Source organism: Embleya sp. L77, from assembly GCF_055557415.1.
This window is the reverse complement of sequence record NZ_CM145709.1, coordinates 5,592,661-5,618,858: the sequence shown is the minus strand read 5'-3', so window position 1 is coordinate 5,618,858 and position 26,198 is coordinate 5,592,661. Positions and strand designations below refer to the sequence as shown.

Below are 26,198 nucleotides of genomic sequence, written 5' to 3'. Positions count from 1 at the left end.
GACCTCGGGGCCGTGCGGGCGAACCCGGCCTTCGGCCGGGTTCCTCGTACGCCGGGCGGGCGGTGTCGTCAGTACACGAGCGTCACGGCGACGGGAAGGTGGTCGGATGCCTTCGACGGTGGGGAGTCGACGGCGGCGATCCGCAACCTGGGGTCCACCAGGACCTGGTCGATCTCCTCCTTCGGCTTGTCCGCGGGGTAGGTGCGGATCGGTCGGGCCCGGGCCAGGCCGTCCACGAGTCCCCGACCGGTGAACGCCTTCAGTTGCGGGCTGTCGATCGTCGCGTTCATGTCCCCGAGCACCACCACCGGCGCCGAGGTGCCCATCCGCACGGCGAATTCCGCGGCCCGCTCGGCCTGTACCCGAGGCACCTCGTCATCCGCGTCCTGAAGGTGTGTGGACACCACGGCGACCGACTTGCCGGGCGCCGCCTCGACCACCACGCCCAGGGCCTGTGCACCGGTCGGCGCACCACCCGCCGGAAGCTTGATCGACTCCAGGTGCCGGATCGGCTTGCGGGTGAGCACCGCGTCGCCCCACTGCGGATCGGCCGCCGGCGCGAACCGGTACGGCAGGTCGAGCCGGCGGGCGAGCAGCGTCAGCACATCGTGGCCGCCGTTGAGGAACCAGGCCCGGTCCACCTCGTTGAGCAGCAGCACGTCCGGCTTCAGCGCCCGGATCGTGTCCGCCGTGCGGTCCGGATCGAATCGGCCGTCCACGCCGAAACCCATCCGGATGTTGTAGGTGACCACCCGCAGTGTCCCGGCCGCCGCGTCCGGCACCGGCGCCGACCCGGCGGCCGGACGCAGTCCGAACGCGGCGAGCGCGATCAGTACCGGAAACACGGTCGCCAGGGCGAGCGGCGCATGCATCCGTTCGGCCAGGGACGGGGGCGGCGGGACGTCCCGAAGCCGATCCGCCTTGCGGGCACCGGCTCCGCCGGCCGTGGGCGCGGCGGGCGGAGCGGGCCGGCTGCCCGCGCGACCGGGCGCGGGCTTGGCCCCGGGGCGCGTGCCGGCCCGCCGGCCGGGTCGTTGCGCATCCCGGCCGGCGCGGGTTCGGCCGCCGAGCGGGACGTCGGAGCGAACCCCGCCGTGCCCACCGCTGTGGGCGACCGTCCGGCCTCGGGCCCGCGCGGGTGCGCGAGCGGGTACCGGTGCGGCCTCGGCTTCGGCCGGAGCGGGTGCGCGCAGATCCCGCACCGCCGCGAGGCCGGCCGGCACCGCGAGCGCGAGCACGCCCAGGAGCAGCACCCGGCCGCGGGCCAACACGTCGATCTCGATGTCGTAGCGGGCGTAGTGCAGGAAGGTCAGCGCGAAGAAGCCGACCATGCTCCAGGCCGGCGCCCAGCGCACGGCGGGCCGCACCCGCCCGGCGGCGTCGCCCAGGACCAGGCCCACCCCGAGCACGCCGAGCGCCTGCCAACCGGCCGCGCCGCTCGGCGCCAGGCCGACGATGCCCTCGTGGGCGCTCGTCTCCAGGTAGCCCGCGCCGATCACACCGGCCACCAGCAACACCAGGCCGAGCGGCAACACCCACACGCCGCGCAGCCGCGACACCGGCACCGCGAGCGCCCATGCGCCGACCAGCAGCGGTACGCCCCAGCGCGGTTCGCCGGCCGCGGCGTGCGCGACGCCGACGTTGCCGAACAACACGCCGGTGAGGAACAGCACCGGCCCGAGCACGGCCCACAGCACCGGCCGCGGTGCGGGCACCGCCGGCGCCGAGATCCACACCTGCGCGGCCACGAACACCACGGCGAGCGTGCCCAGTACGGCCCAGCCGCGCCAGACCTCCAGCCACATCGGGTCCAACGTGCCGAGCCCCGCGTGCAGCGCCACCGCCGCCGCCAGGCCGGCCACGACCCCGACACCCGCGTCCCAGCCGGTGTACGCCACCGCCACCAGCCAGCACAACGCGGCGACCAGCGCCGCACAGGCGAGGTAGAGCTGCGCGTCACCACCGTCGGTGAACTGCAACCACAACCGCACCATCACCATCGCCACACCGGCCACAACCGCGACCGGCCGCCCACCGACCCGCCGGCACAGCGGCACCACCGCGAACGCGACCACGAACCAGGCGATCGCGAACAGGCCCAGCTGTGCGGCGGGCGTGGCCCCGGCATCCCCGAACACGGTGATCAGCGAGGGCAACCACACCCGCAGGATGTCGACCAGAAAGACGATCCCCAGAGCGATCACGATCACAGGCACGTGCAACCCCCGTCTCGATGGCGGGGTCAGCATAGAGCGGCGAAACACCGTTCGGGAGGCCACTCTTGACGATCGATCAGCCGATCCCCGGTCGGTCCTGTCGAACCGGCGGAGGTGACCGGCGAACGGCCGTGCGACGCACGCGCGGCCCGGGGCGGAGCGGCCTGCGGGTCGCGCTCAGCCGTGGGTGACGCGGGCCGCTTCGGCGAGTGCGGTCAGGGCGGCGGTGATGGCCCCGCGTACGTCCGGGTCGGTGATCAGGCCGTCCGGGCCCACCGCGTCGCGGGCCACGCCCACGCGTACGCAGGCCGCGTCGACGACGTCGGCTCCGGTGTAGCCGAGCACGATGCGCAGCGACTCGTGTGCCTTGGCCGCGCCGCCCGGGTTGGCGGAAGCGTTGATCCAGGCGACCGGCTTCTCGCTGGTCTCCACGCCGCCGACGGTCCAGTCGAGCAGGTTCTTGAACGAGCCGGGCAACGCGCCGGCGTATTCGGGGGTGGAGAACAGCACCGCGTCGGCGGCCTCGATCGCGGCCCGCAGTTCCACGACAGCCGGCGGCAGCGGCTCGTGGTCCTCGTCCGGGTTGAAGTGCGGCAGTCGACCGAGCCCCTCGTACACGACCGCGTCCACGCCGGGCGGCGCGACCTCCCGGGCGGTCCGGACCAGCGCGGAGTTGGTGGACTCCGCGCGAAGCGACCCACTGATCAAAAGCACCCGACGATTCGCTGTCATGGCCGGTCAAGGTAGCACCGCGGGAGTACTACCCTCACCTCATGAACACGCCGGTCGAGAAGGTCGCCGAGGCGCTGCGGGCGCTCGATGCCACGGGAGAGATCCGGGAATTCACCGAGACGGTGCCGACCGCGGCGGCAGCCGCCGAGGTGCTGGGTTGCGACGTGGGCGCGATCGCCAACAGTCTGGTGTTCTCCGCCGACGGCCAACCGCTGCTGGTGATCACCAGTGGGTCGCACCGGGTGGACACCCGGGTGATCTCCCGCCTCCTCGGCATTCGCAAGATGCGTCGCGCCGACCCGGCCTTCGTGCTCTCCGCGACCGGCCAGGAGGTGGGCGGGGTCGCCCCGGTCGGCCACCCGCACCGGATCCGCACGCTGGTCGACACCTGGCTGGCCAAGCACGACGTGGTCTGGGCCGGCGCCGGCGACCACAACCACATGTACCCGACCACGTACGCGGAACTGTTGCGGATGACGGGTGGGCAGGCCGCGGACGTGGAGGCGTAGGGCCTGTCGCAGCTTGGCGGGGTCGCGTCGGCGCGTCAGCGGCCGGTCCACTCCGGCGCCCGCTTCGCCAGGAACGCGGCGACGCCCTCCTTCATGTCCTCGGACGCGGCGATCGTGGCGAATCCCTCCGCCGTGCCGGCCCAGTTCGTCTTCGGCCGCGACCACGGGCTCGACCACATGACTGGCTCCTTCGTTTGGTCGATCGGCCCGGTTGATGATCTTCAGCCCAGGTCGCTCGGCCCCGGATGAGCGGTGCTCGCCGTCTCGGCGGCGGTTCGTCTCGGTCCTGCATCGCAGGCGCCGGCGCCGCCACAACCCGCGGGAGTCGTGCATCGGGCGCGCGTCCCGCAGCCGCTGCGAGAGGCTGCCCGGCCGTCGGCTGAGCGGGCACGCACCCGTCACCCCGGCCTGCGCACGATGGTCTCCCAGTGCGCCCAGATGCCCGGCGGCGGCTCGCGGCGCTCGGTGCGCTCCGCGCGCAACGGCAGCACCGGCTCGAAGTCGGCGAGCAGGGCCTCCAGTTCGCGGCGCCCGTAGTAGTGCACGGTGAGACCGGCCTTGAAGCCCGCCAGGTAGCGGAAGGTGTGACCGCCGTCCTCGTCGGCGTCCAGGACCTCGTGCGCCTCGACCGCCTCGGTGTCGGCGGAGGCGGTGCGCAGCGCGAACAGGCCGCCGGGCGCGACCCGGGCCAGCGAGCCGCGCAGCAGCGCATGCGCGGCGGCACGGGTACCGTGCTGGTGCACCTGGATGCCGATCACCAGGTCGTAGCATCGACCGGGCGGCAGATCCTCCTGGGTGCCGTGCACGAGGGTCGAACCCGGTGCCCGGTCGGCGAGTTGCTCCAGCGCGATACGGGAGGGATCGACGCCGACCAGGTCGAGGCCGGCGCGGGTCAACGGGATCAGGTTGCGGCCGTTGCCACAGCCGATCTCGACGCCCGAGGTGCCCGGCGCGGCAACCGCCAGGATGCGGTCCACGAACGGATCGGGCCCGTCGTCCGCATACATCCCGCCCGCATAGGCGTTGTCCCAATAGTCCACGGCGAGGCGATTGCGGTCCATGCGGCCGAGCCTGCCAGATCCGACCCGGCCCTTCGAAGCAGCACGGGAACGGCTCGCCGGCCCGAATGGCGGGGTTGCCGGATTGCCGGGAACGGTCAGGCCAGTTCTCCCACGAACCGGCCCAGTTGGGTCAGGTTGCGGCACTCGATCATCGGGATCCGCCGGCCGTATACGCCGGCGATCGAGTCGCCGGTGTCCCAGTCCCGTTCCGGCTCGGGGTTGAGCCACCAGGCGTGCCGGGCCGGCGCCACCATCGCCGCGAGCGCTGCCAGGGCCGGGTCCTGGTAGTTGTTCCGCGCGTCGCCCAGGATCAGCAGCGAGGACTTCGGGCCGATCACGTCGCCGTAGCGCTGCACGAAGACGTTGAACGCGTGGCCGTAGTCGCTGTGTCCGCTCAGCCGCACCAGGTTCGCCTCCGCGGTCAGCCGGCGCATCGCCTCGGTGACGTCGCCGCCCGGCCGCTCGAAGAATCGGGTCACCTCGTCCACCGTGTCGATGAACGCGAACGCCCTTACCCGGGCGAACTGTTCGCGCAGTGCGTAGGCGAGCATCAGGGTGAAGTGGGCGAACGAGGAGACCGATTCGCTCGCGTCGCACAACACCACCAGCTCGGGCTTGTGCGGTCGGCGCGGGCGGTGATGCGTGGTCAGCGGTACGCCACCCGTGGACAACGACGCGCGGACCGTCCGGCGAAAGTCCAGGCGGCCGTGTCGGCCCGCCCGTTGCCGGATCGTCAACCGGGTGGCCAGCCGCTGGGCGAGCGGTTGGATCTCCCGGCGCAGCGCGATCAGGTCGGTCCGGCTCGCGCGCAGGATGTCGAGGTTCTCCACGGCGGGCTTGACGGCGGTCTCGGCGACCCGCTCGACGCCGCGCTCCTCGGCGAGCCGGCGGCGCACGTCGGCGAGGATGTGCTCGTTCAGCCGGTCCACCCGGGCCTGGATCATCCGCCGCGCGTTGCGTTCGGCCACCCCGCCCGGGAGTTGCCCGCCCAGCACCGCGCGCAGGAGTCCCGCCATCAGCGTCCGCGGGTCGAGCGCCCGACCGACCATGTGCGCGGACCACGAGGCTCCCGAGGGCCCGTCGAAGGCACCGAACCGCCCGACCGCCTCGCGCGCCAGCCGGCGCAGCGCGATGTCGTCCTCGCCGAGCAGGAGTTCGCGCAACCGGTCGCGAAACACCTCGGCGTCGATGGCGTCCACATCACCCTCGGCCGCGCCGCTCGGCTCCTCGTGGGCCGCGTCGTCCGCTTGATCGGCGTGCTCCTCGGTCGCCGTGCCGACCGGAAACCACAGCTCGAACAGCGTGTCGAAGACCGCCCGGTGGGTGTGCCGCTTGCACAGCGAGGCCGCATATGCGGCCCGTAGCGTCTCCCGGTCGGCGAGGTCGAGCACGGTCAACGCCCGTGCGGCGTCCAGTCCTTCGGCGAGCGACACCGGCAATCCGCCGTGTCGCAGCGCCCGGACGAAGCCGGTGTGTCGGTCGAGGAGGGACATCGGCGGTCAGCCGCCGAAGCCGGGCAGGCCGAGTTCCTTCGCGGCCCGCGTGTGGTCGGAGGCGTGCTTGAGCACGACGCCGAGTGTGCTCGCGATGGTTTCCTCGTCCAACTCGTCGGCCGCCAGCGCGATCAACGTCCGGGCCCAGTCCAGCGTCTCGGCGATCGACGGCGCCTTCTTGAGCTCCAGCGCCCGCAGCGACGCGACCGTGCGCACCACCTGCTCGGCGAGTTGCGCGCGGATCCCGGGCACCCGGGTGAGCACGATGTCCCGCTCGCGCTCCGGCGTCGGGTAGTCGATGTACAGGTACAGGCAGCGCCGCTTCAGCGCCTCGCTCAACTCGCGCGTCGCATTCGAGGTGAGCACCACGAACGGGCGCCGCGAGGCGGTTATCGTGCCCAGCTCGGGGATGGTGACCTGGAAGTCGGAGAGCACTTCGAGCAGCAGTCCCTCGACCTCGACGTCCGCCTTGTCCGTCTCGTCGATCAGCAGCACGGTCGGCTCGTCCCGGCGGATCGCGGTGAGCAGCGGCCGGGCCAACAGGAACTCCTCGGCGAAGATCCCGGCCCGCGCCTCGTCCCACCCGTCCACGCCCGCCTGGATGCGCAGCAGTTGCTTGCGGTAGTCCCACTCGTACAGCGCGCGCGACTCGTCCAGGCCCTCGTAGCACTGCAACCGGATCAGCTCGGCGGACGCGGCCGCCGCGACCGCCTTGGCCAACTCGGTCTTGCCGACCCCCGCCGGGCCCTCGATCAGCAGCGGCTTGCCCAGGGCGTCGGCCAGGAAGACGGCGGTGGCGATGCCGGGGTCGGTCAGGTAGTCGACGGCTCCGAGCCGGGTACGGGCGTCCTCGGGCGAGGCGAACATCGTCATGGTGGTGCACTCCTCGCGGGGCGATCTGCGGCCGGCCGGTGCGCCGGGCTCCGCCGGCTGCCTCTCAAGCTAGCAAGAGGCCCGTGGGGCGAAGGCAACGGCGTGACTGCCCCGCCGCTGGTAAAAGCCCGGCAAGATGAGGGGTTTCCACCCTCCGGCGACCGGTGCGGCGCTGCTAGCTTCCCGATCGTGGCGACCTTTGTGATGCATGGCACGCGAGTTCTCGCGGTGGGCATGAGCGGAGAGGCGGTCAAGGCCCGAAACGGGACGATGATCGCCTATGACGGACGGATGTCCTTCAAACGACTGTCCGGTGGGGGTGAGGGCCTGCGCGGAATGGTGACCCGCCGACTCACGGGTGAGGGCATGACCCTCATGGAGGTGAGCGGTGAGGGCACCTGCTGGTTCGCCGACCGGGCCACCGAGATCAACCTCGTCCAGTTGACCGGCGAGACGCTGCACGTCGAGTCGAGCAACCTGCTCGCCGTCGACCAGAGTCTGCGCACCGGCACCGAGTTCACCGGCCTGAGCGGCGCGACCAGCGGGCAGGGCCTGTTCACCACGACCGTGTCGGGCCAGGGCACGGTCGCGGTCACCTCCGACGGGCCGGCCATCGTGCTGCGGGTCTCGCAGAACGAGCCGCTGTCGGTGGACCCGGGAGCGTATGTCGCGCACACCGGCCAACTCCGCAAGGAGTTCGTCAAGGACGTCAACTGGCGCACCTTCATCGGCGAGGGATCCGGCGAGAGCGTGCAGTTGCGCTTCCAGGGCGACGGGCTGGTCTACGTACAGCCCGCCGAGCGGCAGACCATCGGGGGCCAGACGTGACGTTCGACCGGATCAACTCCAAGATGATCGAGGCCACCGTACGGCCGGGGCAGACGCTGTACTGCCTGCGCGGTGCGATGTTGGCCTACCGGGGCGAGGTGTCCTTCACCCCGACCACCACCGGGGCGCAGGGCGTCGGTGGGATGATCGGGCGGCGGCTGGCGGGCGAGTCGGTACCGCTGATGAAGGCCGAGGGCGACGGCACGGTGATGTTCGGTCACGCGGGCCGACACGTGCACCTGATCGAGATCACCGGCGACACGCTGCACGTCGAGGCGGACCGGCTGCTCGTCTTCGAGGACTCGCTGCGGCAGGGCACCATGTTCATGGGCTCGCAGGGCGGCGTCCGCGGCATGATCCGCGGCCAGGTGACCGGCCAGGGGCTGTTCACCACGACGCTGACCGGACACGGCTGGTGCGGGGTGCTCGCGCACGGCGGCGTGATCGAACTGCCGGTCCAGCCGGGTCGCTCGATCCACGTCGACCCGCAGGCGTACGTGGCGCATCGAGGGCAGATCGACAACCGGATCGGCGCCAACGTGGGTTGGCGCGACGTGATCGGGCGCGGTTCCGGCGAGGCGTTCCAGTTGGAGCTGTCCGGCACCGGAACCGTCTACGTCCAGGCGAGCGAGGAGAAGTTGTGACCGCCCCCGGTTCCGGCCCCGCGGTGTTCGACGCGCGAACGCTGCCGCAGGACGACAACGTCAATCCGTACACCTTCTGTGTGGCCCTCGACGGCGAGTGGTTCGTGCAGAAGGGCAAGATGATCGCCTACTACGGGCGGATCAAGTTCGAGGCCCTGGGCGTGGGCGCACTCGACCGGCTGGTCACCGCGAACTTCAACTCGCCGCTGTACATCCAGGACTGGATCGTCGCGCAGGGCAAGGGCCAACTGTTGCTCGCCGACCGCGGCTTCGACGTCAACTCGTTCGACCTGGAACAGGGCAACCTGACCATCCGGGCCGCCAACCTGCTCGCCTTCCAGCCCGGCCTGGACCTCAAGCAGTCGATCGTGCCCGGGTTCGTCACGCTGATCGGCACCGGCAAGTTCGTCGCCGCCTCCAACGGCGCGGTGCACTTCGTCGAGCCGCCGATCCGGGTGGACCCCGAGGCGCTGCTCGGCTGGGCGGACTGCCCGACGCCGTGCCACCACTTCGACACCAAGTACATGCGCGGCGCGCTGGGCATGGCGCGCCGGCTGACCGGCCTCGGCGGCGCGTCCGGCGAGGAGCACCAGTACGACTTCGTCGGGGCCGGCACGGTGCTGATGCAGTCCTCGGAGATCTCGATCGACCCGAACCTGATCCCGGCCCAGGCCGCGGCGGGCACTCAGCCGCCCGGCGGGCAGCAGGGCGTGCCGGGGATTCCCGGGCTGCCGAACATCCCGGGTCGGCTGGGGCGCCTGCTGCAATGAGATCGGCCCGGCGGGAACCGGCGCCGGGGCCGCGCCGTTGACCTGGGGAGGCCCTTCACTGGGGACGGTGAGGGGCCTCGCCAATGCTTCGGGTGGGCGGACGGCGCGGAGCGGCCGAGGTCGCTTCGCGCGCTCGGGTCGCCTCGGACGCTCGGGCCGGTTCAGGCGCGTGGGTCGCGGGTCGCTTCCGACGCCCGGATCACGCGGGTCGCCTTCGGTGGCCCGTTCGCTCACAGCTGGTCGGCGAGGTCGCTGGCCGCCGCCACCTCGCGCAGCAACTGGACCAGCACGCCGACCCCCTCGTGCTCCTGGTCGGCCCGCCAGAACGCGGTGACCGCGACGTCCGGCGCCCCCGTCAGCGGCACCTGGACGACCCCGCGGACCGGACGCTGCCGGGCCCACCCGCGCGGCGACAGGCCCACCCCCTGGCGGTCCACCACGCGCGCGATCACGTCGTCCACGCTGCCGTACGCCTCGACGATCTCGGTCGCGCCCGAGCGCCGCAGCGCCTCGGTGACGCGGGTGTACAGCCTGGGGTGCGGCTGGCGCGGCCACACCACGATCGGCTCACCGCATCCGACCAGTTCGGTCAGGTTCACCGACAACCGCCCGGCGAGCGCGTGTTCCTGCGGGAGCAGCGCGACGAAGGCGAACGTACCGACCCGGGCGGACTCGAAACCCGCGCCCAGATCCGGCAGCCAGCCCAGCCCCGCGTCCAGGACGCCCTCGCGCACATCGGCCACCTGACGGGCCGTCGGCTCGCTCGTCCACTGCACGCGCAGCGCCGGGTGGCGGATGTGCAGCGCGGAGATCGCGGCCGACACGAGCGAGGGGCCCAGACCGGAGGTATACCCCACGCGCACCTGTCCGGCGTCCCAGGTGGCCCGCCGACGGACCTCGGCGCACGCGTCGTCGAGCACCCGCAGCGACTCGTCGAGCCGACTGCGGAACACCTCGCCGAGCGGCGTGAGCGCCACCGGCAGCGAGGATCGGTCCACCAGCCGGGCGCCGAGCTGCTGTTCCAGGCGGCGCACCGCCTTGCTGACCATCGGTTGGGACAGATACAGCCGTGCCGCGGCGCGGCCGAAGTGCCGTTCCTCGGCAACGGCCAGGAAACATCTCAGGTCACGCAGTTCCATGGAAACCCACCTATGCCGTGTCGGCATAACGTTAGCAACAACAGGGGCTTGGCTGACGCCCCGTCAGCAGGTTTCCTGGATAGCGCAGGGTCCACGCGTCGCAAGCGGGGCCACCGCCATCAGGCCCACGCAGTCGCGCCCAGTCGCGCCCGTCCCACCCGATCGCAATGAGGAGCAGGCCATGACGCTCGAGATCCCGCGCATCATCTCCGTGGACGACCACGTGGTGGAGCCCCCGGACCTGTGGACCTCGCGACTGCCCGCCAAGTACAAGGACCGCGGCCCGCGCGTGGTGCGCGACAAGGCGAAGTTCAACTTCATCGGCGGCGTGTTCTCCTACGAGCGCGGCGTCGAGGACGGCGAGTGGTGCGACTGGTGGCTGTACGACGACCTGGTCTACCCGTTCCCCAAGCTCTCGGCCGCGGTCGGCTTCGACACGCTGGACGTGACGCCGGTCACCTTCGACGACATCCGGCCGGGTGCGTGGATCCAGTCCGAGCGGCTCAAGGACATGGACACCAACCACGTCGACGCGTCGCTGTGCTTCCCGAACATCCTGCCGCGGTTCTGTGGCCAGGCGTTCTACGAACGTGAGGACAAGGAACTCGCGCTGCTGTGCGTCCGGGCCTACAACGACTGGATGATCGACGAGTGGTGTGCGGGTGACGGCAAGGGCCGCCTGCTGCCGATGACGATCGTCCCGCTGTGGGACGCGAACCTGGCCGCCGCGGAGGTGCGCCGGTGCGCGGCGAAGGGTTCGTTCGCGGTCGCCTTCTCGGAGAACCCGGTCCCGCTGGGCCTGCCGTCGGTGCACGACAAGGACCGCTTCTGGGACCCGTTCTTCCAGGCGTGCGAGGAGACGAACACGATCGTCTGCATGCACATCGGGTCGTCCTCGAAGATGCCGTCCACGTCGCCGGACGCGCCGTTCATCGTCTCCTCGGTGCTGACCTTCCAGAACGCCATGGGCTCGATGGTCGACTACATCTTCTCCGGCGTCTTCGACCGCTTCCCGAAGATGAAGATCGCCTACGCCGAGGGCCAGGTCGGCTGGATGCCGTACGTGATGGAGCGCGCGGACAAGCTGTGGGAGGAGCGCGACGACAACGCGTTCGGCTCGTCGCTGAGCCAAAAGCCCAGCTCGTACATCCAGGACCGGATCTACGGCTGCATCTTCGACGACGAGATCGGCCTGCGGAACCGCGACGTGATCGGCATCGACCAGATCTGCTTCGAGGTCGACTACCCGCACGCGGACTCGACGTTCCCGAACACCCACAAGGTCGCCCTCGACATCGCCACGAAGGCGGGCCTGACCCAGGCCGAGTGCGACAAGCTGTTCCGCACCAACGCCATCAAGGCCTTCGGCCTCGAACGCTTCGGGATCACGAAGTAACCCTCACCGACCCCCCGCCGGCCGCCCCCACTCCCCCGGGTGCGGCCGGCGGCCCCCGTCCCGGTGACGTTCACGGTCGGATCACCGGGGCCCGGGGCATACCGCGCGGGTCGGTCAGGGCCGTGGGCCGGTCGTCGGGATCGGAAGGGGCGCGGCCGGGGCGGTGCGGGCGAGCGGTGCGGGTGCCGTGGGCGGTGTGCCGCGTTGCATGCCGGACAGCGCGATGCCGGTGAGGACGATGGCGGCGCCGAGCGTTTCGATCAGACTCGGGCGTTCGCCGAGCACGGCCCAGGCGGTGAGGATGCCGACGATCGGGACGAGCAGGCCGTACGGGGCGACCGCGGAGGCCGAGCGGCGCCCGAGCAGGGCGAACCACAGGCCGTAGCCGAGCCAGGAGGACAGCACGACGGTGAAGGCCAGGCCGCCCACGCCGCTCCACGAGGCCGAGGTGAGTGCGTCCAGGTCCTGCCCCGGCCCCTCGACGGCCAGCGACAGGGCCAGCAGCGGCAGCGGCGCGACCAGGGCGGACCACACCACCAGGCCCGTGCCGCCCGGGATGCCCGCCTTCCGGGTGAGCATGTTGCCGAAGCCCCACGACGCGCCCGCGCCGATCATCAGGACGAACGGCCACAGCGACGCGCCCTGGCCCCGGCCGAATGCGATCACGCCCATTCCGAGGGCGGCCACCGCGAGCGAGATCAGCCGGGTACGGCCCGGGATCTCGCGCAGCATCAGCACCGCGAACAGCACCGTGAACATCGCCTGGCATTGGATCACCACCGAGGACAGCCCGGCCGGCATCCCCGCGTGCATCGCGCTGAACAGGAACGCGAACTGGCCCACGTTCACCGTGAGCCCGACCCCGACGATCAGTCGCCAACTCGTCTGCGGCCGCTTGACGAACAGCACCGCCGGAAACGCGACGAGGGTGAACCGCAACGCGGCCAGCAGCAAGGGCGGGAAGTCGTCGAGGCTCGCGTCGATCGCGACGAAGTTCACGCCCCAGATCACGCTGACGAGCGCGGCGCACAGGGAATCGGTACGGGTCATGAGGCAAAGTGTGTGACTCGACCATCCATCGGGTCCATCTACATTTTCCGGACCTCAATCGGTAGTTTTCCTGCATGGAACTCAAGCGGCTGAACATCCTGCGCGCGCTCGACCAGCACGGCACCGTCGTCGCCGCCGCGCAGTCGCTGCACCTGACCCCGTCCGCCGTGTCACAACAGCTCGCCGTGCTCGCCCGCGAGGCGGATGCGGCGCTGCTGGAGAAGCACGGCCGCGGGGTGCGGCTGACCGCCGCGGCGCACGTGCTGCTCGGCCATGCCGACGCGATCGCGACCCGCCTGGAGCAGGCGCGCGCCGACCTCGCCGCGCAGCGGGACGGGCGGATCGGCCGGGCTCGGATCTCCGCTTTCCCATCCGGCATCTCGGGCCTGGTCGGGCCGGCCCTGGCCCGGCTGAAGGTGACCCACCCGGGGTGGCGGTTCGAGGTGGTCCAGTACGAGACCGAGGAGGCGCTCCCGTTGTTGCCCGCCCGGGAGTTGGACGTGGCGGTCGTGATGACGCACCCCGACATGCCCACGCCGGACCACCCGCGGATCGAGTTGCACCCGCTGTTGGACGAGCCGTTCGAGATCGCGCTGCCGACCGGCCACCCGCTCGCCGAGCGGGCCGAGGTCTCGTTGGCCGCCGACCTCGCCGACGCCGACTGGATCATCACCGCACCGGGGACGGCATGCCACGGACTGCTGCTGACGGCCTGTCATCAGGCCGGATTCCAGCCGCGTCTGGTGCACACGTCGACCGACTTCGGCGCGCAACTGGCCCTGGTGGCGGCCGGTCTGGGGGTGACGATCATCCCCCGGCTGGCCCAGCCGGCGCTGCCGCCCGGCGTGCTGCTGCGCCCGATCGCCGCGCCCGCCCCGCGCCGACACCTGATGGCGGCGGTCCGCCGAGGCTACGGCCCGTCCCCACTGCTGACCACGCTGCGCGCGGTCGGTGCGGAATTGCGCGCCGGGGATACCCGCGAGGCCGGCGCGAGCCGTGCGGTGGCCGGTCCGACCGGTTGATCGGGGATCGATGCGGCCCCTTACCTTGCGATGCCGACCGGCGCCGCCCGATGCGGCACCGGATCAGCCCCGGGCGGCGGCCCCGGTGTCGGCCGCCGGGTTCGCGTCCGTACCCGTTCCCGCCCCCGGTCCCGAACCCGGTCCGGCGGAGGGCTCCTCCGGTTCGTGCTTGCCGAAGTAGGCGACGGCCACCGCGCCGGACACCGCGAGCACGAAGCCCATGACGGCCATCCAGGCCAGTCCGTCCCGCGAGGTGTCGCCGAGCCACAACACGCCCACCGCACCCGGCACCACCGTCTCGCCGACCACGAGCGCCGCCGTCGCGCCGTTCACCGAGCCGATCTGGAGCGCGATGGTGTGCAGGTACATGCCGCCGATGCCACCGATCAGCACCGCGTACAGCGCCGGGTCCGCGGCCAGCTTGCCCAGGTCGAACGGGTCGACCCCGTCCAGGATCCGCACGCCGATGCCCAGCCCGCCGAAGCCGAGCCCGGAGAGCAGACCCGCGACGATCGCGCCGTTGGCGCCCAGGAAGCGGACCAGCAACGTGCCGCCGACGATCACCACGAACGTGATGATCAGCACCCACCAGTGGGTGGCCCGCGGACTGTGCCCGTCGCCCTCGGGACCGGCCGCGATGCCCAGCAGCACGAGTGCTCCGCAGACCACGCCGATCGAGGTCCAGTCGGCCCGATACAGCTTGATCCCGAGCAGCTTGATGCCGAGTACGGCGGTGATCACCAGGTTCGCGCTGATGATGGTCTGCGACAGGAACAGCGGCAGCAGCCGCGCCGCCCACGCGCCGAGCGCGAAGCCGACGAAGTCGAGCACGGTCCCGACGATGAACTCCCACGTGACCGCGGCCTTGGCCGTGGAGGACAGGCTCGGGCCGCCGTACCCGGTCACCTGGGCGCTGCCGCCGCCCCGCTCGGCCCGTTTGGCCGCCTCCTCGCGCGCGGATCGCCGCGACCCGACCGCTTGCAGCACCGACCCCACGCCGTAACACGCGGAGGCCGCGACAGCGGTGACCAGACCGACGATCACAGAAGACTCCCATTCACCCGGATTCGGATATGCCGCGAGGGCGGCTACGGACACCCTGCCGGCCGCGCGAGGGTCCGACCCGCGACCCTCGTGCCGACCGGCCCGCGGCGGACCGGTTCGGGCCCGACCGCGGAACCCTCCCCGCCTCGTCTCGCCACGCCAACGATCGTGTTCCGCACCCGGTTTCCGATTCCGGCTCGTGGATCACATCCCATACCTGCGGCGTACTCGGGCCGTACGCATCTCGGTTGACGACGGGCGAAGCACCCTGTCGGCAGGGGCATTCGGGGGAACCTTCTGCGCGCCTTGTGACGATTTGTAGACTTATATCCGATTCTTCGTGAATGCACAGGAAACCGAACGCCCGGCTCCGCGCGACGGGCCTCGCGCTGTCCGGAGTCGTCACCCTCGGCGGTGTGATCCTCGTCTGCGTGTTCGCTGTCATGGGTTTCGCCAAGCCGCTGCCCGGCGGACTTGGCCCCTGCGTTCCCGGCAGTTGTCCGGCCGTGAATCTCGAACCCAACAACGGCCCGATCGCGGGTCGCGACAACGGCATCAACATGTTCGTCGGCGGCGACTGGTCCGTGAGCGGATCCGCCGCGGAGGCCGAGGGCAAGCTGGTCGCCCTCGGCAACTTCGACATGAACAAGACCTCGGGGTCCAGCATCTACAACGTGGGCATCGTGGGTGTCGGCACCCGGGTGCCCCCCGACAACGGCACCGACTTCCTCACCGTCGGCGGCAACCTCACGGTCGCCAACGGCCAGAGCGTGATCGCCGAGGAGGGAACCGTCAGCGGCGTGGTGCGCTACGCCGGCACCCTGACCGGTACGGTGACGCCCACCGCGGTCAAGGACGGGTCCGCCGCGGCCCCGTACGCCGGCCTGCGTCCCCAGCTGACCGATTCGTCGAGCTGCTACGCGTTCCCGGACGGACGGCCGCGCGCGGCCACCGGCACCGCCACGAACGTGGGCTTCGAGACGCTGTTCACCGGTGACGGCACGTCCCCGCTCCAGGTGTTCAACGTCGACTTCGACATGGTCAATCCCATGGGCGGCGGGGACCAGGGCATCTCGTTCGTCGGGATCCCCGCGGGCGCCACGGTCCTGGTCAACCTGACCGGGCCGACCCGGGTGATCAGCACCTTCATCGGCAGCGCGGACATCCCCACCGGGCTGCGCGAGCACCTGCTGTGGAACTTCCCGGAGGCCACCTCGGTGACCATCAAGGGCAGTGCCCAGTTCCAGGGCAGCGTGCTGGTGGGCAACCCGGCGAGCACCACGACGGTGTCCGTGCCGGGGATGAACGGGCGGTTCTTCACGGCCGGTTCGCTGATCCACCAGTCGACGTCCGGGTCCGAGTTCCATCGCTACCCGTTCGACGGCGACCTGCCGGACTGCGGCGGGTCCACGTCGGCGTCGCCGTCGGCCTCGCCGTCCGCGTCGCCGTCCGCTTCGCCCTCCGCTTCGCCGTCGGCCTCGCCTTCGGTCAGCCCGTCGGCGTCTCCGTCGGCGTCTCCGTCGGCCTCGCCATCGGCGAGTCCTTCGGCCGGCCCGTCGGCGAGTCCGTCCGCTTCGCCGTCGATGAGCCCGAGCGCCAGCCCCTCGGCTTCGCCGTCGGCGAGTCCTTCGGCCAGTCCTTCGGCTTCCCCGTCGGCTTCCCCGTCGGTCAGCCCGTCCGCGTCGCCGTCCGCCTCGCCGTCGGCATCCCCGTCCCGCTCCTCCTCGGCCTCGCCCTCCGCCAGCCACTCGGCGGTGCCCTCCGGTGCACACACCAAGCCGCACGGCGGCGGTGCCGGTGGCCCGGGCGGCCACGGTGGCGGCCCGGGCGGCGGTAACGGCGCCGGCCACGGTGGTGGCATCGGCGGATCCGGCGGATCGCAGCTCGCCCACAGCGGCATGACGGGCAACGCCGCGATGTTGATCGCCGGCAGTGCGATCGCCATCGTCCTCGGCGTGATCCTGATGTTCGCCTACCGCGTGCGCAGCCGTAGCCGCGCGTAGTCCGCATCCGACCCGAATGGCCCCCGCTCTCCCCGGAGAGCGGGGGCCATTCCTACGCCCGGCGCCCGGCAATCCACGTCCGACGCCCGGCGATCCACGCCCTGCGCGCCCGGCGTCGCCCGGCGGGTCCGGCTACCCCAACCAGACGCCCGCCGCGACCAGCAGCGCGCGTACGCCGGTCTCGATGGTCGGCTCGATCACCGGCGCGAAGTGCGGCGAGTGATTGGCCACCACGGACTTCGTGGGACCGTCCGGGCCGAAGTCGGCCGGGTCGTTGCCGCCGAACATCCAGAACACCGACGGCACTCCGGCCTCGGTCGCGAACAGGCCGAAGTCCTCGCTCGCGGACGCCGGACCCATCAGCCGCACCCGGTCCTCGCCCAGCGCCGCCGCGTGCGCCGCCCGGACCCGCTCGGTCTCGGGCACGTCGTTGACGGTGACCGGGAAGCTGTGCAGCGTGGTGATCTCCGGCTCCTTCGGCGCGCCGGCCCCGCGTGCCTCGGCGACCGTCAGCCGCTCGATCGCGGTCAACACCCGGGCCCGCACCCCCTCGTCGAAGCTGCGTACGTTGACGCCCAGTTCGGCCTCGGCCGGGATGATGTTGTCCTTCGTACCGGCCTGCAACCGGCCCACCGTGACCACGGCCTGCTCCATCGGCCCGACCGTGCGCGAGACCACCGTCTGCAACCGCATCACCAGCGATGCGGCCATCACCACCGGATCCACCGCGTTCTCGGGCTGCGAGCCGTGCCCGCCTCGGCCGTGCAGCCGGATGGTGAGCGAGTCGGCGGCGGCCAGGATCGGCCCCGGGCAGTGCGCGAGCATCCCCGCGGGACCGGGGGACACATGCTGACCGAGCACCACGTCCGGTCGCGGGAAGCGGTCGAGCACCCCGTCGTCGAGCATCGCCCGTGCACCCCGGCCGATTTCCTCGGCCGGCTGGAACAGCGCGACCACGGTCCCGTGCCAGGCGTCGAGATCGGCCGCGAGCAGCTCGCACGCACCCAGCAGGCACGTCACGTGCATGTCGTGTCCGCACGCGTGCATCACCGGTACGCCGCTCTCGTCGGTGACCGTCGAGGCATAGTCGAGCCCGGTCTCCTCGCGGACCGGCAGCGCGTCCATGTCCGCGCGCATCCACACGGTGGGCCCGTCGCCGTTGTGCAGCACCGCGACCACGCCGGTTCCGCCGACGCCCCGGGTGACCGCCCAGGCGGTACCGAGGCGCTTGGCGATCAGGTCGGCCGTGCGGTGCTCGTGAAAGGAGAGTTCGGGGTGTGCGTGCAGGTCCCGGTACACCTCGGCGAGGCCGGGCAGGACACCGTCCACTCCCGTCGGCATGTTCCCCATGTGACAACTCCTTTCGCGACCCGCGCGCCGTGCGCGCGTCGTTCCGCAGCGTGGTCGGACAAAGGATGTACGCGGCAACGGTCTCAACATACTGTGACCCCCGTAGCGGTCGTCGGAAGCGATCGACAAGCATTCGGAGGGGCCATATGAGCGGGATCTGCGAGGGACGCGTCGTCGTCGTGACCGGTGCGGGCAACGGCATCGGCCGGGCACACGCACTGGCGTTCGCGGCCGAGGGCGCCAAGGTCGTGGTGAACGACCTCGGCGGCGCGCGCGACGGTACCGGCGCGTCGGCGGGTCCGGCGCAAGCCGTGGTGGCGGAGATCGTCGCGGCCGGCGGCGAGGCGGTGGCCAACACCTCCGACATCTCCGACTTCGCCGGCGCGGAGGCGCTGATCGGGCAGGCGATCGAGACGTTCGGCCGGCTCGACGTGCTGGTCAACAACGCGGGCATCCTGCGCGACCGGATGTTGACCAACATGTCCGAGGCCGAGTGGGACGCGGTGATCAAGGTCCACCTCAAGGGCACCTTCGCGCCCGCGCACCACGCGGCGGCGTACTGGCGCGGCCTGGCCAAGGCGGGCGAACAGGTCGACGCCCGGATCATCAACACCAGTTCGCCGTCCGGCATCTTCGGCAACGTCGGCCAGACCAACTACGGCGCGGCCAAGGCCGGCATCGCGGGCTTCACCATCATCGCCGCGCAGGAACTGGGCCGCTACGGCGTCACGGTCAACGCGATCGCCCCTACCGCCCTCACCCGGCTGACCGAGGACCTGGCCGGGTTCGCCGACGAGGCCGCCGCCGCGAAGCTCGCCGAACAGCTCGCCCCCGAGCACATCTCGCCGCTCGTGGTCTGGCTCGGCAGCCCCGCCTCCGCCGGCGTCACCGGCCGGGTCTTCTCCGTCACCGGCAGCTCGATCAGCGTCGCCGAGGGCTGGTCCAACGGCCCGACGGTCGACAAGGGCGCCCGCTGGACCCCCGCCGAACTCACCGACGTCATCCCCGACCTGGTCGCCAAGGCAGCCGGCAACGCCGACATGAGCGGCACCCGCAAGTAGCCCTCGGCGACCCGACTCCGCCCGGGCCGCCGCCGACCCCCGTCAGGCGGCGGCCCTTGCCGCACCGAACGGGTCGAGCGGAATGCCCCGGACTTCGACCGCATCGCCGCCGTCACCGGGCAGGCCCTCCAGTGGTACGGCCCCGCACTCGGCAAGTAGTCCCGGACGGGTGTTCGTCCCGTACCTTCTCGCCGTCGTGGAACGTGCGGCGACCCCGCGACCGGTCGTGCCGGTGCGGGGTCGCCGCGTGTGCGGGAGAGGGCCGCCCTGGGCCCGTCCACCGCTACTTGCGCTTGTTGATTTCCGCCTCGAGTTGCGGCATCACCTTGAACAGGTCGCCGACCACGCCGTAGTCGACCAGGTCGAAGATCGGTGCGTCCTCGTCCTTGTTGATCGCGACGATGGTCTTCGAGGTCTGCATGCCCGCGCGGTGCTGGATCGCGCCGGAGATGCCCACCGCGATGTACAGCTGCGGCGAGACCTGGGTGCCGGTCTGGCCGACCTGGTGGCTGTGCGGGTACCAACCGGCGTCGACCGCCGCGCGGGAGGCGCCCACGGCCGCGCCGAGCGCGTCCGCGACCGACTCGATCACGTGGAAGTTCTCCGCGCCGTTGACGCCGCGGCCACCCGAGACGACGATGTCGGCCTCGGTCAGCTCGGGGCGGTCGGACTTCTCGCGCGGGGCGCGCGAGACGACCCTGGTGCCGGTGGCGAGGGCGGTGAAGTCCACCGTCACGGCCTCCACGGCGGGGGTGGCCGGGGCCTCCTCCGGGGTGGCGGCGTTGGGCTTGACCGTGATGATCGGGGTGCCCTTGGTGACGTGCGCCTTGACCTGGTAGGTCGCGGCGAACACCGACTGCTCGGTGACCGGGCCGTCGGCGCCGGCCTCGATGTCCACCGCGTCGGTGATCAGGCCCGACTCCAGGCGCACCGCGACGCGCGCCGCGATCTCGCGGCCCTCGGCGGAGGAGGCGACCAGGATCGCGCCCGGCTCGCCGTTCCCGGCGATCTGGGTCAGCGCGTCGACGGCCGGGGCGACGAGGAAGTCGTCCACCTCGGGGGCGTCCACGACGTAGACCTTCTGCGCGCCGTACTTGCCCAGCGTCTCGGTGGCGCCCTCGGCGCCCTTGCCCAGGAAGACCGCGGACGGCTCACCGAGGCGGCGGGCCAGGGTCAGCAGCTCCAGGGTCGGCTTGCGGACCGCGCCGTCGGCGTGGTCGACGAGAACGAGAATCTCGGCCATGTGGGGTTCTCTCCTTGTCCGGTACAGCCCGGATTTCTCCGGCCGGGTTGCGATGCTCGGTCGCCCCGGGGGCGACCTCCACAAACGTGTCGAAACAGTCCGGTGCTGCTGACCGACTCAGATGAACTTCTTGGCGGCGAGGAACCCGGCCAGCTGCACGCCGCCCTCGCCCTCGTCCTCGACGACCTCGCCCTTGGCGCGCGGCGGGCGCTTGGTCGCGGTGTCCACGATCGACCACGCTGCGGACAGGCCGACCTGGTCCGACTCGATGCCCAGGTCGTCCAGGTCCAGCGACTCCACGTTCTTCTTCTTGGCCGCCATGATGCCCTTGAAGGACGGGTAGCGGGCTTCGCCGGTGCGGTCGGTGACCGACACGACGGCGGGCAGCGTGGCCTCGATCAGCTCGGTGGCCACATCGCCCTCGCGACGGCCCTTGACGGTGCCGTTCTCGACCGTGACCTCGTCCAGGTAGGTGACCTGCGGGACGCCCAGGCGCTCGGCCAGCATGGCCGGCACGACGCCCATCGAGGCGTCGGTGGAGGCCATGCCGCAGACGACCAGGTCGAAGCCGGCCCGCTCGATGGCCTTGGCCAGGATCAGCGAGGTGCCCAGTGCGTCGGTGCCCGCGATGTCGTCGTCGTTGACGTGGATGGCGTTGTCGCCGCCCATCGCCAGCGCCTTGCGCAGCGCGTCCTTGGCGTCGTCCGGACCGACCGTCAGGAACGTGATCTCGGCCTCGACGCCGGACTCCACGATCTTGAGCGCCTGCTCGATCGCGTACTCGTCCAGCTCCGACAGCAGGGAGTCGACCGACTCGCGATCGGTGGTGCCATCGTCGTTGAAGCCCCGGTCCCCGGTCGCGTCGGGTACGTACTTCACGCAGACAACGATTTTCACAACAGTTCTCCTGTGGTCGTCCGGTCACCCAGGTGCCGGTCCGAGGGTGTCATGCCCGTCGACGGGGGCGGCGACAGGCCCACGGTTCCGGCCCCAAGATCCATCAATCTCCGCGCCACGATGCCACGCCCGCGCGAAGGCGCACGCGTGACACAGGGCACATTCAGTTCTGACGGTCCGTCAACTTCTGCTTCGAGAGTACGCGGTCTTGGTAAAGCCGCTGACCACCGACCCGGCCTCGATTCCTCGACACCTCGCGAAGCACCTCTCGGAGCACTCCTCGAATCGATCTTCGAATCGCTCCTCGAGTCACCCTCGGACCGCTATGTTACCGGAGAGTAATACGAGCCTAGTACGGGCTGCTCGCACTTGTCACCGGTGCGCGGACCGAACGAGAGCAAGGTCACCGGGGCACCCAGCTCGGCGGCGACGAATTCCGGCCACTGCGTGGGCTCCGGCGCCGGCCGCAACACCGGCCGCGCGGCGAACATGTGCCCGGTCAGCCGTTCGGCATGCACCAGGTCGGACGACGGGCCCACCGAGGGCTCGACGCCCTCGTACGACCCGGCCACCGCCACACCCGCCCGCCCGAGTACGTCCGCGTGTGTGAGCGCGAGCCCGTGCACTCCCCCGCACACCGCGACCGCGTACCGATGCGCCGGCACGTCGAAGTGTCCGACCCGGAACGCGCCCTGCCAACGCCCGGTCCCGTTGTGCGGGTCCGGCAGCGCGGCGGTCAGCGCCGCGTCCTCGGTGGGCAGCGGCCCCGCACCGTGCCGGGTCGTGTAGGTGCGCAGCACGCCGAGCCGGTACAGCTCCTCGCCCGCCTCGGCGGCCAGCGTCTCGGCGTTCGCGAAGGTCGTGGTCGACCACGTCGTGTACGGATGGAATCCGTGCCATTCGTCCAGCAGCACGCCCTGCGCACCCTCGAAGACCACCGGTCCACGGCGCAGCAGCTCGCGCGCGTACGCGCGATCCACCATCCGCACGGCCCGTCCGAAGCCCAGGAACGCCTCCACACAGGCCGACACGTCCGGACCCAGGGGTGTCCCGAATTCGTCGCTCAGCGCCTCCCGTATGGCCGTCAACCGGCGGCGCAGCAGCCCCGGCGAGGCGCAGTCCCCCACCCGCGGCGCGTCCTGCGGGTGGGCCAGCGCGAACGCCGCGGTCTCGCCCACCCCCATCCCGCACGACCCGTGCCGCGCCGCCCCGCGCGCCAGCTCCCGGGCCCGGTTGGCCGCCGCGTGGTACGGCGTGGTCAACAGCGCCTCCCGGTCCACGGTGAGCAGCGCGAGCGGCTCGGGCACGCCGAGCGCGCGCAGGTGCTCGGCCTCGGCGGCCAGCGCGAGCGGGTCCACCAGCATGAACCGGGACAGGTGGGTGCGGGTGCCCGGGGTGAAGGTGCCCGAGCCGAACTGGGCGAACGTGTGGTGCCGCCCGTCGTCGGTGACCACGTTGTGCGCGGCCTGCGCACCACCGTTGAAGCGCACCACGGCGTGCACCGGCCGCCCCTCCTCGCGCGCTCGCGCGCACAGCCGGTCCACCGTGGTGCCCTTGCCCGCGTCGCCGAACCCCAGGTCGACGACCGCGATATGACGTGCCGTCACAGACGCGTGGTGCCCGCGTCGCCGGTGCCGTCCAGTCCGGGCAGCGAGCCGGAGACGGCCACCGCGCCGCCGGTGCGGGCGTAGGAGGCGAGCGCCTTGGACACGTTGGCGACCTGCGCCGTGGCGCCGACCTCGCGCAGGTGCTCCAGGCCCTCGTCCAGGTCGATCGCGTCCTCGGCGAGGCCGATGGTCAGCGCGATCGTCTCGCAGACGCCGTCCGGGTCGTCGAGTTCGATCACGTTCTGCCGCAGCAGGCCCTTCCACTCGCCGAGCACCTCCGTGTCGCCCACGTACGACGAGCCGGCCGGAAGGATGTAGTAGACCTCGTACATGCGCTGGAGTTCGGCCAGGATCCGCTCGATCGGGATGTCCTCGGCGAGGTCGTCGCCGATGAACTCCTTCACCTCGGCCCGGCGCACCCTGCGGTAGGGCATCTCGTCGCCGATCACGAACAGGTAGCCGCGCTTGCCGCGCTTCTCGTGACAGTCGATCGAGGTGTGCCGGGCCATGAAGTACAGGGCCAGTTCGTACGATTCGCGCTTCTGCCCGCCGCCGCCACCCTCCAGGAGGATGTTGCCGAGCTGGTCGTCCATCCGGTTGTCCGACTCGAACTGGCCTATCTGCAACGGGACTCGGTCGCAGGTGGCGTCGCCGATCGCGCCGAACATGATCTGCGGGTCCTGCACGTAACCCTTGCGCAGCAGCAGGCCGAACAGCTCGGGCAGCTTGGTCTGCAGGGTCTTCGGGACCCGCAACATCGAACCGGTCACGTCGAACAGCACCGAGATGGCCAGCGACGTGGGGTGCTCGTCGCTGTCCCGGCTCTCCCGCACACCCGCCAGGCGCGGGTCCAGGTCGTCGTGCGCCTTCCAGGCGCTGCGCGGTGTGCTGCGCTTGGTGACGTGGTCGTAGTGGAACGCGCTGCGGCCCGAGGCCGCGTTGTAGCTCTGTGCCGCTTCGTAGACGTTGGTGGACCAGTTGCCACTGCCCATGGTGCTCACTCCCCGATCGATCAAGGCGTTGGGATCTGTGCGCGCGAAATCGGCCGGAAGGCCGGCCTCGCGCCGTGCGGAATCGACCGGACTCCGCGCGGTGCGGAGTCGGGTCGAGTCGGCGTCATACCGAATCGACCGGCCGGTTCCGGTCGCGGCGCTGGTCGCCGGTGCGGGCGGTCCCGGCGCCGGCTGCCGGGTCCTTGCTCTCGCGGCGCGTGGGCATCGCGAACGGCCGGAAGCGGCGCGGGCCGTAGAGCTTGCCGAGCAGTTCGTCCAGCTCGCCGAGCAGCTTCCAGGCGTCGTGCGGACGCCGGGCGGGTGCGGGCAGCGAGCAGCCGCGGGCGAAGCGCAGCAGCGGCTTGGGCGCGTCCGCGGCGAGCAGGTCGGTGATGCACCGGGTCGCCATGTACACGTCGGCGGCGGTCTCCGGCGGCTGCTTGCCGGGGATCTCCGGCGGATACAGGTCCGCGTGCCGGTCGATCATCGCCGGCACGTGCTCGACCGCCTTGGCGCGCAGGACCGCCTCCGGCCGGTCGGCGTCGCCCGGGCCGTCGAGCAGCACCGAGTAGCACCAGTCGACCAGGACCAGGCCGTGGTCGCGCGGGTGGATCAGCACGTGGTCGGGGGTGATCGCGCCGTGCACTACGCCGGCCCGGTGCGCGTACCCGATCGCGACCAGCAGGCGACGCCACATCCAGGCCACGTCGCGCGCGTCCAGGCCGTCCGGGTACGCCTCGCGCACCTCGGTCAACGAGCGGAAGCCGCGCACCCGTTCGATGACGTTGGCACGCCGTTCGACGCCGCTCTTGGCGTCCCGGTGCCGAAACGTCTCGATCAGCCGGGGCACGTAGTTCGCGTACTCGGGATCGCCCTCGCGGGCGATCCGCTCCAGCGCGGTGGCCTCGCGCTCCATCAGGTCGTTGTCGCTCACCGACCGCGGCAGCTTGAGCAACGCCCGTGCCTCGCCGTCGTCCTCGGCCCGGTAGCCGACCTTGTACAGCGTGGCTATGTCGCCCCGCGTACGCTCCTCGCCGACCGAGTAGACCCGGCGCTTGGTGGTGATCACCACCTGACGGCCGGTCACGCCGGTGATGTCCTGCTGATAGCGGCTCCACAGCTCGCCCAGGTCGGTGAACGCGCGGGCGGCCTCGGCCCGTCGGTCGGCGGGCGCGGTGTCCGGGTGGAGCAGCCGGGCGAGTTGTCGGTAGGTGCGGTTGCCGGCCCGCAGACAGGCCTCCGGGGTGCCGTCGTAGGGCCCGAAGACGCCTTGCGGGTCCGGCGCCTCGCTCAGCAGGTCGAGCGCGGCCGTGAAGGTCGCGGGGGTGGTCGAGGTGGTGCCGGGCGTCCTTGTCATCGGGAGTCCTCCTCCGGGGACGGGCGCAGCAGCGCCGGGTGCAGCAGACGTGCGGGGCCCGCGCGGTACAGCCGGGCGCGGCGACCGCCGCGAGCCCCGCCGCGCGCGGTGGTGGCGCCGGTGTCCTCGACGAAGCCGGGCACCGACAGCACCTTGCGGTGGAAATTGCCGGCGTGCATGGGCTGTCCCCACACCGCCTGGTAGACCTCGCGCAGCTCGGTGACGGTGAACTCCTCACCCGCGAACGCGGTGGCCAGTGGCGAGTATTCGAGTTTGGCGCGGGCGCGCTCCAGGCCGTCGGCGAGGATGCGCGCGTGGTCGAAGGCCAGCGTGTCCGGATCGACCTCGGCGACCGGCACCCACAGCGCGTGGGCGGCGTCGCCGCCGGCGGTCGGGTCGGGCAGGTCCGGCGCGAAGGCCAGGTGGGCGACCGAGACGATCCGCATCCGCGGGTCGCGCCCGGGCGCACCGTAGGTGCCCAGTTGTTCGAGGTGCACCCGGGCCGGCCGGGCGCCGGCGGCGAGCCCGGTCTCCTCGGCCAGTTCGCGCTCGGCGGCCTCGCCCAGGTCCTCCTCCCGTCGGGTGCCGTCCGCGCCGACCACCGGCCGCACGAAGCCGCCGGGCAGCGCGAGCCGCCCGGCGAAGGGCATCTCGCCGCGCCGCACGAGCAGGACGTGCAGCGCCTTGGCCGGATCCTCGCCGGTACCGTCCGGGTCGGTGCCCGCCCGGCCGGCGCCGCCGAGGGGGCGGATCGTCAGCGCGACGATGTCGACGGTCACCGCGATCGGATCCCAGTCCCTGGGGTCGTAGGACGCGAGCCAGTCGCGTTCGGTGGTGGCGGTGTCGGCCATGTCGCACTTCCCTTCGATGTGCCCGCTGCAACGCAGGTCCGACGCAGCCCCGGCGGTTCA

The 26,198-nt window shown here is 71.7% G+C and carries 24 protein-coding genes; 8 read left to right on the top strand and 16 right to left on the bottom strand.

Features of this window, described 5'->3' with window-relative positions; translation table 11 throughout:
* Positions 1-68 precede the first annotated feature (68 nt).
* On the bottom strand, positions 69-2,216 hold the full coding sequence (locus tag ACZOOI_RS24060; RefSeq protein ID WP_465277761.1) for an endonuclease/exonuclease/phosphatase family protein: 2,148 nt from the start codon (positions 2,214-2,216) through the stop codon (positions 69-71).
* A 177-nt stretch (positions 2,217-2,393) separates the two neighbouring features.
* On the bottom strand, positions 2,394-2,948 hold the full coding sequence (locus tag ACZOOI_RS24055; protein ID WP_465277760.1) for an NADPH-dependent FMN reductase: 555 nt from the start codon (positions 2,946-2,948) through the stop codon (positions 2,394-2,396).
* 41 nt (positions 2,949-2,989) lie between these two features.
* On the opposite strand from ACZOOI_RS24055, the gene ACZOOI_RS24050 reads away from it, so the two are divergent.
* A complete protein-coding gene (locus ACZOOI_RS24050; RefSeq protein WP_465277759.1) occupies positions 2,990-3,457 on the top strand; it encodes a YbaK/EbsC family protein in 468 nt (155 codons plus the stop codon).
* A gap of 35 nt (positions 3,458-3,492) precedes the next feature.
* Here the strand turns inward: ACZOOI_RS24050 and ACZOOI_RS24045 are convergent, their stop codons facing one another.
* The 4 genes from ACZOOI_RS24045 to ACZOOI_RS24030 all read right to left on the bottom strand — a co-directional run bounded on the left by ACZOOI_RS24045 (position 3,493) and on the right by ACZOOI_RS24030 (position 6,878).
* Complete coding sequence (locus ACZOOI_RS24045; RefSeq protein WP_465277758.1) at positions 3,493-3,636, bottom strand: hypothetical protein; 144 nt, start codon at positions 3,634-3,636, stop codon at positions 3,493-3,495.
* 219 nt (positions 3,637-3,855) lie between these two features.
* On the bottom strand, positions 3,856-4,518 hold the full coding sequence (locus ACZOOI_RS24040; RefSeq protein ID WP_465277757.1) for a class I SAM-dependent methyltransferase: 663 nt from the start codon (positions 4,516-4,518) through the stop codon (positions 3,856-3,858).
* Between the two features lie 95 nt (positions 4,519-4,613).
* On the bottom strand, positions 4,614-6,011 hold the full coding sequence (locus tag ACZOOI_RS24035) for a vWA domain-containing protein (protein WP_465277756.1): 1,398 nt from the start codon (positions 6,009-6,011) through the stop codon (positions 4,614-4,616).
* 6 nt (positions 6,012-6,017) lie between these two features.
* The gene (locus ACZOOI_RS24030; protein WP_391587160.1) at positions 6,018-6,878 is read right to left on the bottom strand and encodes an AAA family ATPase; all 861 of its coding nucleotides are present in this window, start codon (positions 6,876-6,878) and stop codon (positions 6,018-6,020) included.
* Positions 6,879-7,088: 210 nt separating this feature from the next.
* On the opposite strand from ACZOOI_RS24030, the gene ACZOOI_RS24025 reads away from it, so the two are divergent.
* The 3 genes from ACZOOI_RS24025 to ACZOOI_RS24015 are packed head-to-tail and all read left to right on the top strand — an operon-like array spanning position 7,089 to position 9,126.
* Complete coding sequence (locus ACZOOI_RS24025) at positions 7,089-7,712, top strand: AIM24 family protein (RefSeq protein ID WP_465281274.1); 624 nt, start codon at positions 7,089-7,091, stop codon at positions 7,710-7,712.
* Positions 7,709-8,356: an AIM24 family protein gene (locus tag ACZOOI_RS24020; protein ID WP_465277755.1), complete on the top strand. Its 648-nt coding sequence runs from the start codon at positions 7,709-7,711 to the stop codon at positions 8,354-8,356. The genes ACZOOI_RS24025 and ACZOOI_RS24020 overlap by 4 nt, the downstream gene beginning before the upstream one ends.
* Positions 8,353-9,126 carry an AIM24 family protein gene (locus ACZOOI_RS24015; RefSeq protein WP_465277754.1) on the top strand — a complete coding sequence of 258 codons (774 nt, stop codon included), beginning with the start codon at positions 8,353-8,355 and terminating at the stop codon, positions 9,124-9,126. Before ACZOOI_RS24020 ends, ACZOOI_RS24015 begins: the two co-directional genes overlap by 4 nt.
* A gap of 230 nt (positions 9,127-9,356) precedes the next feature.
* On the opposite strand, the gene ACZOOI_RS24010 is transcribed toward ACZOOI_RS24015, so the two are convergent.
* On the bottom strand, positions 9,357-10,265 hold the full coding sequence (locus ACZOOI_RS24010) for a LysR family transcriptional regulator (protein WP_465277753.1): 909 nt from the start codon (positions 10,263-10,265) through the stop codon (positions 9,357-9,359).
* 181 nt (positions 10,266-10,446) lie between these two features.
* Between ACZOOI_RS24010 and ACZOOI_RS24005 the strand changes: the two genes are divergently transcribed.
* Positions 10,447-11,661 carry an amidohydrolase family protein gene (locus ACZOOI_RS24005; RefSeq protein ID WP_465277752.1) on the top strand — a complete coding sequence of 405 codons (1,215 nt, stop codon included), beginning with the start codon at positions 10,447-10,449 and terminating at the stop codon, positions 11,659-11,661.
* A 114-nt stretch (positions 11,662-11,775) separates the two neighbouring features.
* Here the strand turns inward: ACZOOI_RS24005 and ACZOOI_RS24000 are convergent, their stop codons facing one another.
* The gene (locus tag ACZOOI_RS24000) at positions 11,776-12,711 is read right to left on the bottom strand and encodes an EamA family transporter (RefSeq protein WP_465277751.1); all 936 of its coding nucleotides are present in this window, start codon (positions 12,709-12,711) and stop codon (positions 11,776-11,778) included.
* Between the two features lie 74 nt (positions 12,712-12,785).
* Here ACZOOI_RS24000 and ACZOOI_RS23995 point away from each other — a divergent pair, with 74 nt between their 5' ends.
* The gene (locus ACZOOI_RS23995; RefSeq protein ID WP_465277750.1) at positions 12,786-13,733 is read left to right on the top strand and encodes a LysR family transcriptional regulator; all 948 of its coding nucleotides are present in this window, start codon (positions 12,786-12,788) and stop codon (positions 13,731-13,733) included.
* Positions 13,734-13,796: 63 nt separating this feature from the next.
* Here ACZOOI_RS23995 and ACZOOI_RS23990 read toward each other — a convergent pair whose 3' ends face one another.
* Positions 13,797-14,777 carry a hypothetical protein gene (locus tag ACZOOI_RS23990; RefSeq protein WP_465277749.1) on the bottom strand — a complete coding sequence of 327 codons (981 nt, stop codon included), beginning with the start codon at positions 14,775-14,777 and terminating at the stop codon, positions 13,797-13,799.
* A gap of 344 nt (positions 14,778-15,121) precedes the next feature.
* On the opposite strand from ACZOOI_RS23990, the gene ACZOOI_RS23985 reads away from it, so the two are divergent.
* Positions 15,122-16,780 (top strand): choice-of-anchor A family protein, encoded by a 1,659-nt coding sequence (locus ACZOOI_RS23985; protein ID WP_465277748.1) that lies wholly within the window; start codon positions 15,122-15,124, stop codon positions 16,778-16,780.
* Positions 16,781-16,912: 132 nt separating this feature from the next.
* On the opposite strand, the gene ACZOOI_RS23980 is transcribed toward ACZOOI_RS23985, so the two are convergent.
* Positions 16,913-18,121, bottom strand: a complete 1,209-nt coding sequence (locus tag ACZOOI_RS23980; protein WP_465281273.1) for an amidohydrolase — start codon at positions 18,119-18,121, stop codon at positions 16,913-16,915.
* A 155-nt stretch (positions 18,122-18,276) separates the two neighbouring features.
* Between ACZOOI_RS23980 and ACZOOI_RS23975 the strand changes: the two genes are divergently transcribed.
* Positions 18,277-19,191 (top strand): SDR family oxidoreductase, encoded by a 915-nt coding sequence (locus ACZOOI_RS23975; RefSeq protein ID WP_465277747.1) that lies wholly within the window; start codon positions 18,277-18,279, stop codon positions 19,189-19,191.
* Positions 19,192-19,474: 283 nt separating this feature from the next.
* Here ACZOOI_RS23975 and ACZOOI_RS23970 read toward each other — a convergent pair whose 3' ends face one another.
* The 6 genes from ACZOOI_RS23970 to ACZOOI_RS23945 all read right to left on the bottom strand — a co-directional run bounded on the left by ACZOOI_RS23970 (position 19,475) and on the right by ACZOOI_RS23945 (position 26,138).
* Positions 19,475-20,434, bottom strand: coding sequence for an electron transfer flavoprotein subunit alpha/FixB family protein (locus tag ACZOOI_RS23970; RefSeq protein ID WP_465277746.1), 960 nt, complete (start codon positions 20,432-20,434; stop codon positions 19,475-19,477).
* A gap of 117 nt (positions 20,435-20,551) precedes the next feature.
* Positions 20,552-21,313, bottom strand: a complete 762-nt coding sequence (locus ACZOOI_RS23965; protein WP_465277745.1) for an electron transfer flavoprotein subunit beta/FixA family protein — start codon at positions 21,311-21,313, stop codon at positions 20,552-20,554.
* Between the two features lie 341 nt (positions 21,314-21,654).
* Positions 21,655-22,938, bottom strand: a complete 1,284-nt coding sequence (locus ACZOOI_RS23960; RefSeq protein WP_465277744.1) for an adenylosuccinate synthetase — start codon at positions 22,936-22,938, stop codon at positions 21,655-21,657.
* On the bottom strand, positions 22,935-23,930 hold the full coding sequence (locus ACZOOI_RS23955) for a hypothetical protein (protein ID WP_465277743.1): 996 nt from the start codon (positions 23,928-23,930) through the stop codon (positions 22,935-22,937). Before ACZOOI_RS23955 ends, ACZOOI_RS23960 begins: the two co-directional genes overlap by 4 nt.
* 124 nt (positions 23,931-24,054) lie before the next feature.
* Positions 24,055-25,287, bottom strand: a complete 1,233-nt coding sequence (locus ACZOOI_RS23950; protein ID WP_465277742.1) for a lipopolysaccharide kinase InaA family protein — start codon at positions 25,285-25,287, stop codon at positions 24,055-24,057.
* Complete coding sequence (locus ACZOOI_RS23945) at positions 25,284-26,138, bottom strand: NUDIX hydrolase (protein ID WP_465277741.1); 855 nt, start codon at positions 26,136-26,138, stop codon at positions 25,284-25,286. Before ACZOOI_RS23945 ends, ACZOOI_RS23950 begins: the two co-directional genes overlap by 4 nt.
* Between the last annotated feature and the right edge of the window lie 60 nt (positions 26,139-26,198).